Source organism: Flavobacterium sp. CFS9, from assembly GCF_041154745.1.
Taxonomy (GTDB): domain Bacteria; phylum Bacteroidota; class Bacteroidia; order Flavobacteriales; family Flavobacteriaceae; genus Flavobacterium.
The window spans coordinates 1,959,446-1,975,230 of record NZ_AP031573.1 but is presented as its reverse complement, the minus strand read 5'-3'; the positions used below and the strand labels follow the sequence as shown (position 1 = coordinate 1,975,230).

Here is a 15,785-nt window from a genome sequence, read left to right as displayed (position 1 = left end):
TATTATCAATTATTAACCTACATTTGCCATCATCAAAATAACTACATTTATTTTGATAAATAAAATTAAATTAGCACAACCAAAAACGATTTAATGAACACAATTAATGAATATTTAAGTTTAGCAGAATTCGAGTCTATTATTTTTGGAAATAATAAAGTTGTCATCAGCGATATTGTTTTAAACAGAGTGAATGAAAGCTTCAATTTCCTAAAAGAATTTTCAGGAAACAAAGTAATATACGGTGTCAACACAGGTTTCGGACCGATGGCTCAATACAGAATTAAAGAATCTGATCAAATACAATTACAATACAATTTAATCCGAAGCCACTCTTCAGGAACAGGAAAACCTTTAAGCCCTGTTTGTGCGAAAGCAGCAATTTTGGCTCGTTTAAATACTTTATCATTAGGTAATTCAGGGGTTCATCCATCTGTAATTCACCTGATGGCAGAACTGATCAACAAAGACATTACTCCTCTTATTTTTGAACATGGCGGTGTAGGTGCCAGTGGAGATTTAGTACAATTATCACACTTAGCTTTGGTTTTAATTGGCGAAGGCGAAGTTTTCTATAAAGGAGACCGAAGACCAACTGCGGAAGTTTTCGAAATCGAAGGTTTAAAACCTATTCAGGTAGAAATCAGAGAAGGTCTGGCATTAATCAACGGAACTTCGGTAATGACCGGAATTGGAGTTGTAAATGTACATCTTGCCAAAAAATTATTAGACTGGTCTTTAAAATGTTCCTGTGCAATCAACGAATTGGTTCAGGCATACGACGATCATTTCTCGGAAGAATTAAACCAAACCAAACGTCATAAAGGACAACAGGAAGTAGCCTCCAGAATGAGACAAAATCTTTCAGACAGTACCTTGATCCGTAAAAGAGAAGATCACTTGTATTCCGGAGAAAACACCGAAGAAATTTTCAAGGAAAAAGTTCAGGAATACTATTCTTTACGTTGTGTTCCTCAAATTTTAGGACCGGTTTTAGAGACTATAAACAATGTCGCTTCGATTTTGGAAGACGAATTTAACTCGGCAAACGACAATCCTATTATAGATGTAAAAAACAAACACGTTTATCACGGAGGAAATTTCCACGGCGATTATATTTCGCTTGAAATGGATAAACTAAAAATTGTTATTACCAAATTAACCATGTTGGCAGAACGTCAGTTAAATTATTTACTGAATTCAAAAATCAACGAAATCCTTCCTCCATTTGTTAACTTAGGAACTTTAGGATTCAATTTCGGTATGCAGGGAGTTCAGTTTACTGCTACCTCAACAACTGCCGAAAGCCAGATGTTGTCTAACCCAATGTACGTTCACAGTATCCCGAACAACAACGACAATCAGGACATTGTAAGTATGGGAACTAATGCTGCCGTTATTACTTCAAAAGTTATCGAAAACTCGTTTGAGGTTTTAAGTATCGAAATGATTACCATTGTTCAGGCTATTGATTATTTAGGACAAAAAGATAAAATTTCATCGGTTACCAAAGAATGGTATGACGATGTTCGAAACATAATTCCTGAATTTAAAGAAGATCAGGTGATGTATCCTTTTGTTCAGAAAGTAAAAGATTACCTGATTCACAGTTAATACTTATTTTTACATTATTAATATTGAACCTTTAAAATCATGAAAAAGACACTTATTATTTTATTTGCATTCACTATTCAATTTGTTAATAGTCAGGAATTGGCGTTAGTTAAAAAAGATTCAAAAATTGGATATCTTTCCAAAGACGGAAATTTTAAAATTGAGCCTCAGTACAAATCCGCAAGAAGTTTTTCTGAAGGGTTAGCAGCTGTGGAGAATAATGGAAAATGGGGGTTTATAGATGCTAAAGGAGCCTGGGTAATTCCGGCCGATTTTAAAAATGTTAAAGATTTCAACAGCGGAATTGCAGTTGTACAAAAAGACAAAGACTGGGTTTATATCAATACAAAAGGAGAAATTCAAAACGCTCCTGTGTCAGACAAACTTTTTGATTTCGAAAATGGCGTAGCGTTCATTCGACAAAATGGCAAAGTAGGATTAATCAATTCGAAAATGGCCGTTGTTTTAGAACCAAAATACGATCAGATCAAATCTTTTGAAAACGGTTTTGCCAGAGTTGAAAACAATAAAAAATGGGGAATTATCAATACTTCCGGTAAAGAAATAATCGAGCCTGCATACGAAGAAATAGGCAATTATTTCAAAAACACAAGCTGGGCAAGAAAAGATAAAACCTTTGGAATAGTGAGTTCAGGAAGTTTTATTCCGGTTGACGGAGCTGAAAAAATCTGGGATTTTGACACGCAGGATCTGACTTATGCCAAGAAAAACGGCAAAATTGGATTCATTGACTTAAGAGGAAATTGGGTGATTACTCCAATTTATGACAAGGCGAAAGCGTTCTCCAAAAACTTAGCCCCGGTTTGTGTAGGATCCAAATGGGGATATATCAATCCGAAAGCGGAGTTTGTAATCGAACCTACCTACAGTGATGCTGAAGTTTTTAGTACTGACGGACTGGCTCCGGTGAAAGAAAAAAACTGGGGATTCATCAATCAAACCGGAAAATTAGTTATTCCAACCCAATACAATATTACAGCAAACGGTTTTGTTATCGCACTGTTCGTAAAACAGGACAAAGGCTTTATCGATGGTCTGGCCCGGGTAAAAAATGAAGGAAAATGGGGATTCTTAAAACCAGACGGGACTGTATTAGGCAACCAATGGTTTGAAAATGCTGAACTGTTTTCACAATCAAAAGAAAGAATCAGCACGGCAGAAATAGCTACAGAAAAACCAAAAGCAGAAACAAAAACGACTGAAAAGTCAGAAACAAAAACTACCAAAAAACCGGTAGCCAAAAAGAAGAAATAAAACCTATTAACCTATAAGTTCTGCATATGAAATTGCTCATCAATAAGTGATTTTATATCAAACAAATAAAAATAAATTCTGAATATGAAATGTGTATTAGTAACTGGCGGTTCACGAGGAATTGGAAGTGCTATTTGTAAAAAATTAGCCGTTGATGCAAATTATCATATCCTGATTAACTATCACTCGAATAAAACTGCTGCTGAAGTAACGCTTCAGGAAATACAAAAACTAGGAGCAACGGGAGAGATCTTAGGTTTTGATGTTTCCAATTTTGAAGACGTACAAAAGACATTAACACAATGGCAGGAAGCTAATCCGGAAGCAATTGTAGAAGCAATTGTAAACAATGCCGGAATTACAAAAGACGGTCTTTTTATGTGGATGAGTCCCGAAGACTGGAATGGTGTAGTAAACACCAGTTTGAACGGATTTTTTAATGTTACGCAATTTTTTATTCAAAAAATGCTGCGCAACAAATACGGCCGAATTGTCAATATGGTTTCCGTTTCAGGAGTAAAAGGAACAGCCGGACAAACAAATTATTCGGCTGCAAAAGGCGCAATTGTTGCAGCCACCAAAGCACTGGCCCAGGAAGTTGCCAAACGTAATATTACGGTAAATGCTGTTGCACCCGGTTTTATTAAAACGGACATGACCAGCGAACTGGATGAGAAAGAATTATTAAAGCTGATTCCGGTAAACCGATTTGGAGAAGCGGAGGAAGTGGCAGATTTGGTAAGCTTTTTGATTTCAAAAAAATCAAGTTATATTACAGGAGAAATCATAAATATAAACGGAGGAATATATTCTTAGAAAATATTTCAAACAGATAAAAACATAGATCGCTATGTGTATTCAAATAAGTGAAATGCTTGTTTTGAGTTTACAAAAACTATCTTTCTATCTGTTAAAAAATTATACATAACGGATATAAAATTACTTTGAAATACCACCATGAATAAAAGAGTTGTAATTACTGGAATGGGAATTTATTCTTGTATCGGAACTTCTTTAGATGAAGTAAAGGAATCTTTATACCAGGGAAAATCAGGTATTCAGTTTGATTCTGAAAGAAAAGAATTTGGTTTCCAATCGGCCCTTACGGGAATGGTTCCGAAGGCTGATTTAAAAAATCTATTGACCCGCAGACAGCGAATGAGCATTGGTGAAGAGACCGAGTACGCTTATATGGCTACGATCGAAGCATTAAAAAATGCCAATATAGATGATGCCTTTTTTGAGGAACGCGAAGTGGGAATTATGTATGGAAATGACAGTGTTTCAAAAGCTGTTATTGACGCTACAGATATTGTACGAGAGAAAAAAGACACTGCCTTAATAGGTTCGGGAGCTATTTTTAAATCGATGAATTCAACGGTAACCATGAATTTATCAACGATTTTTAAACTTCGCGGTATCAATCTTACCGTAAGTGCAGCCTGTGCCAGCGGATCACACTCTATAGGACTTGCTTATTTTTTAATCAAAAGCGGATTTCAGGACGTTATCATCTGTGGAGGTGCACAGGAAATCAATAAATATGCCATGAGCAGTTTTGATGGTTTGGGTGTTTTTTCGGCCAGAGAAAACGAACCGGAAAAAGCTTCCCGTCCGTTCGACAAGGACCGCGACGGATTAATTCCGAGTGGTGGCGGTGCAACGTTAATTCTGGAAAGCTATGAATCGGCTATTGCCAGAGGCGCTACCATTATTGCTGAAATTGCCGGCTACGGATTCTCTTCAAACGGCGGACACATCTCGACACCTAATGTCGAAGGCCCGTCTATAGCCATGCAACGAGCGCTTGATGATGCACAGCTAAAAGCAACTGATGTTGATTATATAAATGCTCATGCAACCTCAACTCCTGTTGGAGACGGAAACGAAGCCAAAGCTATTTTTGAAGTTTTTGGAGAAAGAAATCCATATGTGAGTTCTACCAAATCTATGACAGGTCACGAATGCTGGATGGCAGGAGCAAGCGAAGTAATCTACTCTATCTTAATGATGCAGCACGATTTCATTGCCCCGAACATCAATTTGGAAAACCCTGATGAAGATGCAGCTAAATTAAATTTGGTCAAAACTACTTTAAACAAAAAATTTGACATATTTTTGTCCAATTCCTTCGGATTCGGAGGAACCAACTCTGCGTTGGTGGTTAAAAAGTTTAAATTGAACAATGAATAAAGAAGAGATTATAGCAAGAATTAATGGTTTTTTGGTTGATGAATTTGAAGTAGACAATGATGATATCGAACCGGATGCTAATTTAAAAGAGACACTTGGATTAGATAGTTTAGATTATGTAGATTTAGTAGTCTCAATCGAATCTAACTTTGGTGTAAAACTGGTAGAAGCTGATTTTGTTGGAATTGCTACTTTTCAGAATTTTTATGACCTTATTGAAACCAAACTAAAAGCTAAAGCTGTTTAATGAGTCAATGGGATGGCAAATCAAAAGGAACAGTTTTAGGCTATAGAATATTCGTTTTTTTAATACAAAAAGCGGGTGTTAAGGCTGCTTATGTCCTGCTTTATTTTGTTGCTTCGTATTACTTTTTGTTTTTAAAAAAAAGCAACAAAGCCATTTTCTATTACTTTAAGGAAAGGCTTCAATATTCCTGGTTCAGATCTAAAAAAATGGTCTTCAGAAGTTACTATACTTTTGGACAAACGATCATTGATAAAATTTCCATTTCGGCAGGAATGCGAAACAGATTCACCTATGAATTTGACGGAATTGAGGTACTGAAAAAACTTTTGGCAGAGAAAAAAGGAGGTGTTTTAATTAGTGCCCATGTTGGAAATTTCGAAATTGCCGAACATTTCCTTGGTGATATTGATCTTAATTTTCAAATCAATCTGGTTACTACCGATCTGGAACATTCTGCCATCAAAAATTATCTGGAGAGCGTCACCCAAAAACCTACTGTAAAATTCATCATTATCAAAGACGATTTGTCTCATATTTTTGAGATCAATGCGGCGCTGGCCAATAACGAATTGGTTTGTTTTACCGGCGATCGCTACTTTGAAGGTACCAAATCTCTTTCGGAAAATATATTAGGTCAAGAAGCTAATTTTCCTGCGGGTCCGTTTTTAATTGCTTCACGATTAAAAGTACCTGTTGTTTTTGTCTATGTAATGAAAGAACCGAACCTACATTATCATTTGTACGCCAGAGAAGCTGTCTCGAAACATCGTGATGAAAAAGGATTACTGAAAGAATATGTACAAAGCGTTGAGACTATTCTGCAAAAGTATCCTTTGCAATGGTTCAATTATTTTGACTTCTGGAATGATTTGAAATAAAACTTAAAAGATCTCGCAGAGACACGAAGTCGCGAAGCTTTTACTCCGTTTTGTCCTTTCAAGGAAACAAAACTCGAGCGATAGCGAACTGGCGAAGCAAATCATACCCGTTTAGCGACAAAGATTGCCGACTTAGTTTGCGGAGTTTCTAGTGTGATTTCTCCCTTCGGTCGAAATGGCAAACTGTACTTAAAAATTCATTTCAAATTAAAACTTTGCCTCTCCTTGTCTTTGCGAGATTAAGAAACCCAACAAAAAATCCATGGTCCAAAAACAATTCATTTAAACAAGAAAATTCGTTTAAATAAATTTGCCTACTTTTGTTCGCAACCAAAAGCAAATAAACCACAATGAAAAATGTTCTCGTTATTTATTATACGCAGTCTGGACAACTGGGAACAATCGCACGAAATATTGCAAAACCCTTCCTGAATTCAGAGGAGATCAATGTAACTTTTCACGAAATACAACTGCAGAAATCTTTTCCTTTTCCTTGGAATAAAGATGCTTTTTTTGACGCTTTTCCCGAATCATTTCTGCAAATTCCGACCGAACTAAAACCGGTTCCGGAAGAAATTCTTAATACAAAATACGATCTGATATTGTTTCATTATCAGGTTTGGTATTTGTCCCCTTCCATTCCGATCAATTCTTTTCTGAAAAGTGCCGAAGCCAAAAAAATACTAAACAATACACCTGTTATCACCATAAGCGGTTCCCGCAATATGTGGATTATGGCACAGGAAAAAATCAAAGTTTTACTAAAAGAAGCCAATGCACAGCTTGTTGGAAATGTAGCTTTAGTAGATCGTGTTGGCAATTTAATCAGTGTAATTACGATTGTAGAATGGATGTTTTCGGGCGTAAAGAAAAAATATCTTGGTATTTTTCCACTTCCGGGAGTATCGGAAAAAGACATACAGGAGTCGGATAAATTTGGAGAAACAATACTTTCTGAATTTAAGCAAAATCAATTACAGAACTTACAGCCCAAATTGGTTGCAATTGATGCCGTTAAGATTAGTCCTTATTTGGTTACCGTTGATAAAACCGCCAATAAAATTTTTACTAAGTGGTCGAATCTGATTTATAAAAATCAAAAAAACAGAAAAACACTTCTTAAAGTATTTAATGTTTATTTATTCCTTGCAATATGGTTAATCTCGCCAATAGTGTATATATTGCACCTTATTACCTACCCCTTTAAGTTAAATACCATAAAAAGAGAAACTCAATATTATCAAGGAGTTTAGAAGACGAAATTAGATTATGTTTGAAGTATATATTACCAAAGCTGCAAAATATTTGCCAAACGAAGCCATTTCTAATGATGAGATGGAAAGTTATTTAGGCCTCATTAATGATGCTGCCTCTAAAGCAAGACGTATTATTTTGCGCAATAATAAAATCACAACTCGTTATTACGCAATAGATAAATCGGGGAAAAGCACGCATAACAATGCCGAATTAACCCGAAATGCCATTCTGCAACTGTTTGATGAAAACTTTACAGCACAGGATCTTGAAGTACTTTCATGCGGAACCTCAACACCTGACATTTTCCTTCCTTCGCATGCTGCAATGGTACACGGTTTATTGAAAAACAAATCTGTAGAACTTAATTCGTCAACAGGAGTTTGCTGTGCCGGTATGAATTCTTTAAAATTTGGTTTCCTGTCGATAAAATCCGGAAACTCTAAAAATGCCATTTGTACAGGATCTGAAAAAGTTTCGACCTGGCTGAATGCTCAGATGTACAACCACGAGGCAGCCAATTTGAAAAGTCTGGAAGAACAACCTATCATTGCTTTCAAAAAAGATTTTTTACGATGGATGTTATCTGATGGTGCGGGAGCGTTTTTGTTAGAAAACCAGCCAAAAGGAGCTATCTCATTAAAAATCGAATGGATGGAAGCCTTTTCGTATGCTTACGAATTGGAAACTTGTATGTACGCCGGTGGTGATAAATTAGAAAATGGCGAGATCAAAGCCTGGAGCGATTATGCACCGGAGCAATGGTTAAACGAATCTGTTTTTGCCATCAAACAAGATGTGAAGTTACTGGACGAATTTATTCTTTCCAAAGGAGCGGAAAGCATGAAAGACGCTATGGATAAAAACAACATCACTTCAGATCATGTCGATTATTTCATTCCTCACGTTTCTTCTAACTTTTTTGTGGAAGGACTTAAAAAAGGACTAACTGAAAAAGGAATCGGTATGGCCGATGAAAAATGGTTCATGAATCTTTCAAGAGTTGGAAATGTTGGTTCTGCTTCTATTTACCTGGCCTTGGAAGAATTAATGAATTCAGGAAATCTGAAAAAAGGAGAACGTATTCTATTATCTGTTCCGGAAAGTGGAAGATTCTCTTTTGCATATGCTTATTTAACTGTTTGCTAATGGAAACTGCTTTACTTTTAGAAAAAAACGCTGTCGAAAATTTATTGCCTCAAAAGTTTCCTTTTGTTATGGTTGATAAAATGTATTCGTTTACTGAGACCTCATTGGTTGCCGGATTAAAAATTCAGAACGATAATATTTTTTCCGACAACGGTACCTTTTTAGAAGCCGGTTTAATCGAGCATATGGCACAATCTGTGGCTTTACATACAGGCTATCAATTTTTCCTAAAAAACGAAACAGCTCCAACAGGCTACATTGGATCGATCAAAGAAATTGAAATAAAAAAGTTGCCCAAAGTCAACGACACGATTCAATCGACCATAACTATTTTACAGGAGTTTGCCGGGATTACTCTGGTAGACATTGTAACGTATCTGAATAATGAAGAAATTGCGAACGGACAAATGAAGACCGTTTTAGCCAAATAATATAAGAGGGATGAAAACCGGAGTCGACATACAAAACTATCTGCCCCACCGAGCGCCATTGCTTATGGTGGATTTAATTTTGGATATAAATTCCAGTTTTGTAGAAACCACGTTTTTGATCCGTGAAGACAATATTTTTGTTGACAACAACATTTTTATTGAAGCCGGGCTCATCGAAAACACCGCACAAACCTGCTCTTCCATTGTAGGCAAAAAATATTTTTTTGACGATGACGGAACAGAAAATGAAAACGTAAATGTAATTGGTTTCATCAGTGCCATAAAGAATCTGAAAATACATGCACTGCCAAAAGTTAATGACACTATTATTACCAAAGCAAATTTAGTTTCAAAATTTGTGGGTGACGATTATACTTTATGCACCATGAGCTGCGAAAGTTTAGTAGGTGACAAACTACTTTTAGAATGCGAAATTAACCTGTTCATTCAACAAACGATTTCGGCTATTTCATAACTTCTCCCGAAAACAAAAAGGCCATGGAAAAAGAAAACGTACCACAAGACAAAGGCAATCTTACCAAAAATAATCTCAAAGAACTGCTTTACGCCACCGATGAAAACGGTAACTATACCACAACTTTAAGTACCGGTTGGGAACCTAAAACCATCGCACTATCCAATTCGATTGATGACATAGACGAACGAATTGCAGAAGCAAAACAACAGGTAGAAAAGGGTGAAGTAAGTCCGATTTGTTATTATATGGAGCTTAATAAAATGGATCTTACGATTCTTTCCAGTTATGTTGGAATGTGGAAATGGCGTGTAAAAAGACATTTTAAACCCTCTGTTTTCGCCAAATTGGGCGACTCTACTTTACAGAAATATGCCGATGCTTTTGAAATTTCAATAGCTGAATTAAAAAATATTAAAACCGCGTAATGCAAACTAATTTTACACATCATCAATCTGCCCATTGCGAAAATGGAGTAGCTTCGAATTTGTTAAAAAACAACGGACTGAATATCAGTGAACCAATGGTTTTTGGTATTGGCTCCGGACTTTTCTTCGTATACCTGCCGTTTATAAAAGTCAATCACGCTCCGGCCATTAGTTACAGAACTTTACCCGGGCAGATTTTTAACAAACTGGCGAGCCGTTTAAACTTAAAAATAAAAAGACAAAAATTTTCCTCTGTAGTAAATGCCAACAAGGCCCTAGACGAAAATTTAAAAAATAATATCCCAACCGGATTACAAGTTGGCGTGTACCATTTGAGTTATTTCCCTGATGAATACCGCTTTCATTTTAACGCACACAATTTAGTGGTTTACGGAAAAACCGAAACCGATTATCTGGTGAGTGATCCTGTGATGGAAACCGTTACCACCCTGACACATGACGAACTGGACAAGGTGCGTTTTGCCAAAGGAGCTTTTGCACCAAGAGGACAAATGTACTATCCGATTCAAATTCCGAAGGACGTTGATTTAAAAAGTGCCATTATAAAAGGAATCAAAAATACTTGTCGCGATATGTTAGCCCCAATGCCTATTGTGGGTGTTCGCGGAATCAAATTTGTTTCCAGACAAATCCGAAAATGGCCTGTAAAACACGGTACTAAAAAAGCCAATCACTATTTGGCACAAATGGTTCGTATGCAGGAAGAAATAGGTACAGGAGGCGGAGGTTTCCGATTTATCTATGCTGCTTTTTTACAAGAAGCTTCAGTTATTCTGAACAATGAAGAATTAAAATCCCTTTCAAAAGAGATGACACAGATTGGCGATTCATGGCGTGATTTTGCTGTTGAAGCCTCAAGAATTTACAAAAACAGAAGCGCCAAAGAAGATGCTTACAATACAATTGCCGATGAACTTTTAGACATTGCCAATCGCGAAGAGATCTTTTTCAAAAAACTAAAAAAAGCTATTAGCTAAGAATATTTTGCAATCCATAATAAAAATAGAGTCCCTTTCGAAAAAGTACAAAAATGCAGACCAGTATTCTTTGAACGATGTTTCGCTGGAGATTAATCAAGGACAGATTTTTGGGTTATTGGGGCCAAATGGTGCCGGAAAAACCACTTTAATCTCCATGCTCTGCGGACTGATTAAACCAACCTCTGGACATTTCACTATTGATAATCTGAATTATACCCATCATTCCTCCAAAATCAAAAAAATCATTGGTGTGGTCCCTCAGGAATATGCTTTGTATCCTACATTGACGGCCAGAGAAAATTTACATTATTTTGGCAGTATGTATGGCCTTAAAGGCAGTTATCTCAAAGACAAAGTCATCGAAACCTTAGATCTTTTAGGATTATTAAAATTTGCCGATAAGCGCATCGAAACGTTCTCAGGCGGTATGAAACGCAGAGTCAATTTGATTGCCGGAATTTTACACAATCCCAAAGTTTTGTTTTTAGACGAACCAACCGTGGGTGTTGATGTACAATCAAAAAATGCCATCATAGACTATTTAAAATTCTTAAATCAAAACGGAACCACCATTATATACACGTCACACCATTTAGCAGAAGCGGAAGACTTCTGTACTCATATTGCCATTTTAGACCGAAGCAGAATTTATGCCCAGGGCACTCCTTCAAGCCTAATTGCTTCTACTGAAGAAGCCCGCAATCTTGAAGAAGTTTTTATTTCATTAACCGGTAAAGACTTTAGAGATGGTATATAAAATTTGGATGTCGGTCGTAAAAGAATTCCTCCTGCTCAAACGAGATCTGGGCGGTTTGATCATTTTATTCATCATGCCTTTGGTTTTGGTGATTACCGTAACCTTGATTCAGGACAGTACTTTCAAAACCGTTAGCGATAACAAAATTCAGATTTTACTGGTCGACAACGACAAAGGTTCAGTGTCTAAAACCGTTTTTGATAATCTGGAGAAAAGTCAGCTTTTTAGTGTAGTCACACAGATTGACAATAAATCCATTACGGAAGAAATTGCCAGAGAAGCCGTTTACAAAGGAAAATTTCAGCTGGCCATTGTAATTCCGGAAAAACTAAGTGTTGATCTGCAAACCAAAATTGATCAGAATGTCGAAAACATTGTGAGCAAAATGGGACTGACAGAAACCGATACTTCGGCTCAGGCCAAAAAACCGAAAGTAATTAAAGAAAAAGAAGTCAAATTGTATTTTGATCCTGCGGTTCAAATGAGCTTTAAGAATGCCGTGATGAGTTCCATCGACAAGATGATTTCACAGATCGAAACCAAGTCCATTTATACCACTTTTCAAAATCAACTGGGAGAAGGAAATGCCGAATTTGAACAAAAAAGTTTCATCACTTTCAAAGAAATCATCCCGAAAATAAACAACAAAGAAGTGCGTCCGAACTCCGTACAGCATAATGTTCCGGCCTGGACACTTTTTGCTATATTCTTTATTGTAATTCCATTGTCTATCAATATTGTAAAAGAAAAATCTCAGGGAACATTTGTTCGTTTATTGACCAATCCTGTTTCTAATATTGTGGTTATAATCGGTAAAACCATCACCTATTCTGTCATTTGTATGATCCAGTTTTACATGATGGTCGCTGTGGCAATCTTCTTATTTCCGCATATTGGTTTGCCTCCTTTGAATGTTGAAGGCCATTTATTTTTAATGAGCATTGTGGCCTTATTTTCAGGTTTCGCTGCCATTGGCTTCGGAATCTTATTGGGAACGGTCGCAAGCACGCAGGAACAATCGGCTCCTTTTGGTGCGACAAGTGTTATTATTTTGGCAGCCATTGGCGGCATCTGGGTTCCTGTTTTTGCAATGCCGGGCATCATGCAGCTTATTGCCAAATCATCACCGATGAACTGGGGATTAGAAGCTTTTTATGATGTTTTACTGCGCAACGTATCTTTCCTTGAAATCATCCCAAAAATAAGTTTGTTATTTTTGTTCTTCATTATCACAACATCCATTGCATTATTCTATGACAAAAAGAAAAGAACAGTTTAACGAAGCAACCGAACTAACCGTTTCGCATGAAATCAGAATTCGTTTTAACGAAACTGATCCGCTTGGAATCGTTTGGCACGGCAATTATATCACCTATTTTGAAGACGGACGTGAAGCTTTTGGACGCCAACACGGGCTTACCTATTTGGATATTGCCAAAACAGGCTACACAACTCCTATCGTAAAATCAAAATGCGAACACAAATTGTCTTTGCGTTATGGCGATGTCGTAACAATAGAAACTACGGTAATTGACACTCCCGCTGCAAAAATGATCTATCGTTTCAGAATACTGGACGATAAAGGTGAAGTAGCCTGTACCGGAGAAACCGTTCAGGTATTTTTAGATCAGGAAGGAAATCTAATGCTGACCAATCCTCCTTTTTATGAAGAATGGAAAAGAAAAGTCGGACTGTTAAAATAGCTACGAATTCACGAATTTAAAAATAAAACAAGCAGTATTGATCTGCTAAATCTGCGTGCCACAAAAAACACAGATTACACCAATTAAAACATAAAATCTGCGTGTCCTAAAAATCACGCCGAAATAAAATCATAAAATGTTAAAAGAAATATACATCACGCAAACCAACTGCATCACACCATTAGGTTTTGATGTCGAATCAAACGTTGAAGCGATTCTTCGAGGAGATTCAGGCATTCAGCTTCAAAATGATATTTCTTTAATGCCCAATTCCTTTTATGCCTCGATTATCGATGACGAGAAACTCAACAGTGCTTTTACAAAAATTAGTTCTAAAACCCAATATTCCCGTTTAGAGAAAATGATGATTTTGGCTTTAGAGCCCATTGTCAAAAACTCGGGAGTTGAACTGAATTCCAAAGCAGCCTTTATCCTTTCGACAACCAAAGGAAATGTAACGGCTTTAAAAAATGATACTGTTGACAGTTTTAATAATGCACATTTAGATGTTTTGGCAAAAAATGTTACCGCTTTTTTCGGATTTCAAACGCAGCCTATTGTGATATCGAATGCCTGTGTATCCGGAATTTTAGCCATTTCTGTTGCCAAAAGAATGATTCAGTCAGAACTTTATGACCATGCTTTTGTCGTGGCGGGTGACGAAGTTTCAGAATTTGTTTTGTCCGGTTTTAACGCATTTCAGGCCATGAGCGATTTACCATGTAAACCCTATTCTAAAAACAGAACCGGTGTAAGCCTGGGTGAAGCAACAGCCGCAGTGTTAGTTACTACCGAAACCGCAAATGCCAAAATAAAAGTGATCGGAGACAGTTCGATAAACGATGCCAATCATATTTCGGGGCCATCAAGAACCGGTGAAGGTTTGTTCAGAAGTATTCAGAATGCTTTGAAAGAAGCCCAAATTGAAGCCCACAAAATCGATTATATTTCAGCACACGGAACCGCAACGCCTTTCAACGACGAAATGGAAGCCATCGCTTTAAATCGTTTAGGTTTACAAAATGTACCGATCAATAGTCTGAAAGGATTTTATGGTCATACCCTGGGCGCTTCGGGATTATTAGAAACGGTAATCGCCATTGAATCTGCCAATAAAAATAGGCTTTTCGAATCAAAAGGGTTTGATGAAATGGGTGTTAGCGAATCCATAAATGTAATTGAGAAAAATGAAGAAACAACAATTGATTTTTTCCTGAAAACAGCTTCCGGATTTGGAGGTTGTAATACGGCGGTGATATTTGAAAAGATAAAAAAGGATAAACACGAATTGCACAAATTTTCACAGATTAATTAGTGTAATTTAAATCCCAAAATCAATTCGTGCTAATTTGTGCAATTAGTGTTAAATTAAAACAATGACTCCAAACAAAACTTACATACAATCCTATTGCACCATTGAAAACAACGAGATTGTTTTGAACGGAACTTCGGTATTCAAAATTGACCCAACGAATTTTGGTGATTTCTCGAAACAGGCTTATCGCAATTTTGACCTGCAGTATCCAAAGTTTTTCAAAATGGATGCTTTGAGTAAACTGGCTTTTTTAGGAGCCGAATTACTTCTGAGTCCGATAACTTCTGATGAAAAAGAGAACAATATTGCCTTGGTTCTGGCCAACAAATCCTCAAGTTTAGATACGGATGTGAAATATCAGGAATCTATTTCCGACAAAGAAAACTACTTCCCAAGTCCGGCAGTTTTTGTCTATACCCTGCCAAATATTTGTCTCGGTGAAATAAGTATCCGACATCAGCTGAAAAGTGAAAATTCTTTCTTTATATTTGATGCCTTTAACACCGAATTTATGTCCAATTATTCTGCTATTCTTCTGAATACAAATAAAGCTGATATAGTTCTTTGCGGCTGGGTAGAATTTTTTAACGACGATTACAAGGCGTTCCTTTGTACGATTAGCAAAGAAGAAAGCACAAAATATACCAACGAAACTATCAATACATTATACAATAAATAATCATGGAAGCATTAAAAGAAGAATTAAAAAACAAAATCATTACTACTTTAAACCTTGAAGATATTGCGATCGAAGATATTGCAGATAACGATCCTTTGTTTGGAGATGGTTTAGGTTTAGACTCCATTGATGCGCTTGAATTGATCGTGATTCTGGATAAAGATTACGGAATTAAACTGGTAGACCCGAAAGAAGGAAAAACCATTTTTCAATCCATCGAAACGATGGCGGCTTACATTAGCGCTAACAGAACTAAATAGATTTTTAGATTGTTGGATTATTAGACTTTTAGATTTCTTAAATGAGAATATTCAAAGATCTAATTCAAAATAGTTTTTAAGACTTTTATGAACCCAAAAGAATAGTCCAACAATCCAATAATCCAA

18 protein-coding genes are annotated in these 15,785 nt (G+C 36.6%); all 18 read left to right on the top strand.

What is annotated here, in order from left to right:
• The first annotated feature begins 93 nt into the window (after positions 1 to 93).
• Positions 94 to 1,614: a histidine ammonia-lyase gene (gene hutH, locus ACAM30_RS08710; RefSeq protein ID WP_369618133.1), complete on the top strand. Its 1,521-nt coding sequence runs from the start codon at positions 94 to 96 to the stop codon at positions 1,612 to 1,614.
• A gap of 39 nt (positions 1,615 to 1,653) precedes the next feature.
• Positions 1,654 to 2,889: a WG repeat-containing protein gene (locus ACAM30_RS08705; RefSeq protein ID WP_369618132.1), complete on the top strand. Its 1,236-nt coding sequence runs from the start codon at positions 1,654 to 1,656 to the stop codon at positions 2,887 to 2,889.
• 84 nt (positions 2,890 to 2,973) lie between these two features.
• Positions 2,974 to 3,705 carry a 3-oxoacyl-ACP reductase FabG gene (fabG, locus tag ACAM30_RS08700; protein ID WP_017496917.1) on the top strand — a complete coding sequence of 244 codons (732 nt, stop codon included), beginning with the start codon at positions 2,974 to 2,976 and terminating at the stop codon, positions 3,703 to 3,705.
• A 141-nt stretch (positions 3,706 to 3,846) separates the two neighbouring features.
• A complete protein-coding gene (locus ACAM30_RS08695) occupies positions 3,847 to 5,082 on the top strand; it encodes a beta-ketoacyl synthase (protein WP_369618131.1) in 1,236 nt (411 codons plus the stop codon).
• A complete protein-coding gene (locus tag ACAM30_RS08690) occupies positions 5,075 to 5,329 on the top strand; it encodes a phosphopantetheine-binding protein (RefSeq protein WP_264531846.1) in 255 nt (84 codons plus the stop codon). The genes ACAM30_RS08695 and ACAM30_RS08690 overlap by 8 nt, the downstream gene beginning before the upstream one ends.
• On the top strand, positions 5,329 to 6,207 hold the full coding sequence (locus ACAM30_RS08685) for a lipid A biosynthesis acyltransferase (protein WP_369618130.1): 879 nt from the start codon (positions 5,329 to 5,331) through the stop codon (positions 6,205 to 6,207). Before ACAM30_RS08690 ends, ACAM30_RS08685 begins: the two co-directional genes overlap by 1 nt.
• A 350-nt stretch (positions 6,208 to 6,557) precedes the next feature.
• The gene (locus ACAM30_RS08680; protein WP_369618129.1) at positions 6,558 to 7,460 is read left to right on the top strand and encodes a dialkylrecorsinol condensing enzyme DarA; all 903 of its coding nucleotides are present in this window, start codon (positions 6,558 to 6,560) and stop codon (positions 7,458 to 7,460) included.
• Between the two features lie 16 nt (positions 7,461 to 7,476).
• Positions 7,477 to 8,610, top strand: a complete 1,134-nt coding sequence (locus tag ACAM30_RS08675; RefSeq protein ID WP_369618128.1) for a beta-ketoacyl-ACP synthase III — start codon at positions 7,477 to 7,479, stop codon at positions 8,608 to 8,610.
• Positions 8,610 to 9,041 carry a hypothetical protein gene (locus ACAM30_RS08670; RefSeq protein ID WP_369618127.1) on the top strand — a complete coding sequence of 144 codons (432 nt, stop codon included), beginning with the start codon at positions 8,610 to 8,612 and terminating at the stop codon, positions 9,039 to 9,041. Before ACAM30_RS08675 ends, ACAM30_RS08670 begins: the two co-directional genes overlap by 1 nt.
• 10 nt (positions 9,042 to 9,051) lie before the next feature.
• Complete coding sequence (locus tag ACAM30_RS08665; RefSeq protein WP_369618126.1) at positions 9,052 to 9,516, top strand: ABC transporter permease; 465 nt, start codon at positions 9,052 to 9,054, stop codon at positions 9,514 to 9,516.
• 23 nt (positions 9,517 to 9,539) lie between these two features.
• A complete protein-coding gene (locus ACAM30_RS08660) occupies positions 9,540 to 9,944 on the top strand; it encodes a hypothetical protein (RefSeq protein WP_369618125.1) in 405 nt (134 codons plus the stop codon).
• Entirely contained in the window at positions 9,944 to 10,942 is a 999-nt protein-coding gene (locus tag ACAM30_RS08655; protein ID WP_369618124.1) for a BtrH N-terminal domain-containing protein, read from the top strand. The genes ACAM30_RS08660 and ACAM30_RS08655 overlap by 1 nt, the downstream gene beginning before the upstream one ends.
• 7 nt (positions 10,943 to 10,949) lie before the next feature.
• Positions 10,950 to 11,702, top strand: a complete 753-nt coding sequence (locus ACAM30_RS08650; RefSeq protein WP_369618123.1) for an ABC transporter ATP-binding protein — start codon at positions 10,950 to 10,952, stop codon at positions 11,700 to 11,702.
• Complete coding sequence (locus tag ACAM30_RS08645) at positions 11,692 to 12,981, top strand: ABC transporter permease (RefSeq protein ID WP_369618122.1); 1,290 nt, start codon at positions 11,692 to 11,694, stop codon at positions 12,979 to 12,981. Before ACAM30_RS08650 ends, ACAM30_RS08645 begins: the two co-directional genes overlap by 11 nt.
• Positions 12,956 to 13,405, top strand: coding sequence for a thioesterase family protein (locus ACAM30_RS08640; RefSeq protein ID WP_017496905.1), 450 nt, complete (start codon positions 12,956 to 12,958; stop codon positions 13,403 to 13,405). The genes ACAM30_RS08645 and ACAM30_RS08640 overlap by 26 nt, the downstream gene beginning before the upstream one ends.
• A 136-nt stretch (positions 13,406 to 13,541) precedes the next feature.
• Complete coding sequence (locus ACAM30_RS08635) at positions 13,542 to 14,720, top strand: beta-ketoacyl synthase (protein WP_369618121.1); 1,179 nt, start codon at positions 13,542 to 13,544, stop codon at positions 14,718 to 14,720.
• 61 nt (positions 14,721 to 14,781) lie between these two features.
• A complete protein-coding gene (locus ACAM30_RS08630) occupies positions 14,782 to 15,399 on the top strand; it encodes a 3-oxoacyl-ACP synthase (protein WP_369618120.1) in 618 nt (205 codons plus the stop codon).
• Between the two features lie 2 nt (positions 15,400 to 15,401).
• Positions 15,402 to 15,659 carry a phosphopantetheine-binding protein gene (locus ACAM30_RS08625; protein ID WP_017496902.1) on the top strand — a complete coding sequence of 86 codons (258 nt, stop codon included), beginning with the start codon at positions 15,402 to 15,404 and terminating at the stop codon, positions 15,657 to 15,659.
• Positions 15,660 to 15,785: the final 126 nt, after the last annotated feature.

Excerpts from the sequence above, each read along its gene's own strand:
- hutH (WP_369618133.1), top strand. The coding sequence starts at position 94 with ATGAACACAATTAATGAATATTTAAGTTTAGCAGAATTCGAGTCTATT.
- ACAM30_RS08705 (WP_369618132.1), top strand. The coding sequence starts at position 1,654 with ATGAAAAAGACACTTATTATTTTATTTGCATTCACTATTCAATTTGTT.
- fabG (WP_017496917.1), top strand. The coding sequence starts at position 2,974 with ATGAAATGTGTATTAGTAACTGGCGGTTCACGAGGAATTGGAAGTGCT.
- ACAM30_RS08695 (WP_369618131.1), top strand. The coding sequence starts at position 3,847 with ATGAATAAAAGAGTTGTAATTACTGGAATGGGAATTTATTCTTGTATC.
- ACAM30_RS08690 (WP_264531846.1), top strand. The coding sequence starts at position 5,075 with ATGAATAAAGAAGAGATTATAGCAAGAATTAATGGTTTTTTGGTTGAT.
- ACAM30_RS08685 (WP_369618130.1), top strand. The coding sequence starts at position 5,329 with ATGAGTCAATGGGATGGCAAATCAAAAGGAACAGTTTTAGGCTATAGA.
- ACAM30_RS08680 (WP_369618129.1), top strand. The coding sequence starts at position 6,558 with ATGAAAAATGTTCTCGTTATTTATTATACGCAGTCTGGACAACTGGGA.
- ACAM30_RS08675 (WP_369618128.1), top strand. The coding sequence starts at position 7,477 with ATGTTTGAAGTATATATTACCAAAGCTGCAAAATATTTGCCAAACGAA.
- ACAM30_RS08670 (WP_369618127.1), top strand. The coding sequence starts at position 8,610 with ATGGAAACTGCTTTACTTTTAGAAAAAAACGCTGTCGAAAATTTATTG.
- ACAM30_RS08665 (WP_369618126.1), top strand. The coding sequence starts at position 9,052 with ATGAAAACCGGAGTCGACATACAAAACTATCTGCCCCACCGAGCGCCA.
- ACAM30_RS08660 (WP_369618125.1), top strand. The coding sequence starts at position 9,540 with ATGGAAAAAGAAAACGTACCACAAGACAAAGGCAATCTTACCAAAAAT.
- ACAM30_RS08655 (WP_369618124.1), top strand. The coding sequence starts at position 9,944 with ATGCAAACTAATTTTACACATCATCAATCTGCCCATTGCGAAAATGGA.
- ACAM30_RS08645 (WP_369618122.1), top strand. The coding sequence starts at position 11,692 with ATGGTATATAAAATTTGGATGTCGGTCGTAAAAGAATTCCTCCTGCTC.
- ACAM30_RS08640 (WP_017496905.1), top strand. The coding sequence starts at position 12,956 with ATGACAAAAAGAAAAGAACAGTTTAACGAAGCAACCGAACTAACCGTT.
- ACAM30_RS08635 (WP_369618121.1), top strand. The coding sequence starts at position 13,542 with ATGTTAAAAGAAATATACATCACGCAAACCAACTGCATCACACCATTA.
- ACAM30_RS08630 (WP_369618120.1), top strand. The coding sequence starts at position 14,782 with ATGACTCCAAACAAAACTTACATACAATCCTATTGCACCATTGAAAAC.
- ACAM30_RS08625 (WP_017496902.1), top strand. The coding sequence starts at position 15,402 with ATGGAAGCATTAAAAGAAGAATTAAAAAACAAAATCATTACTACTTTA.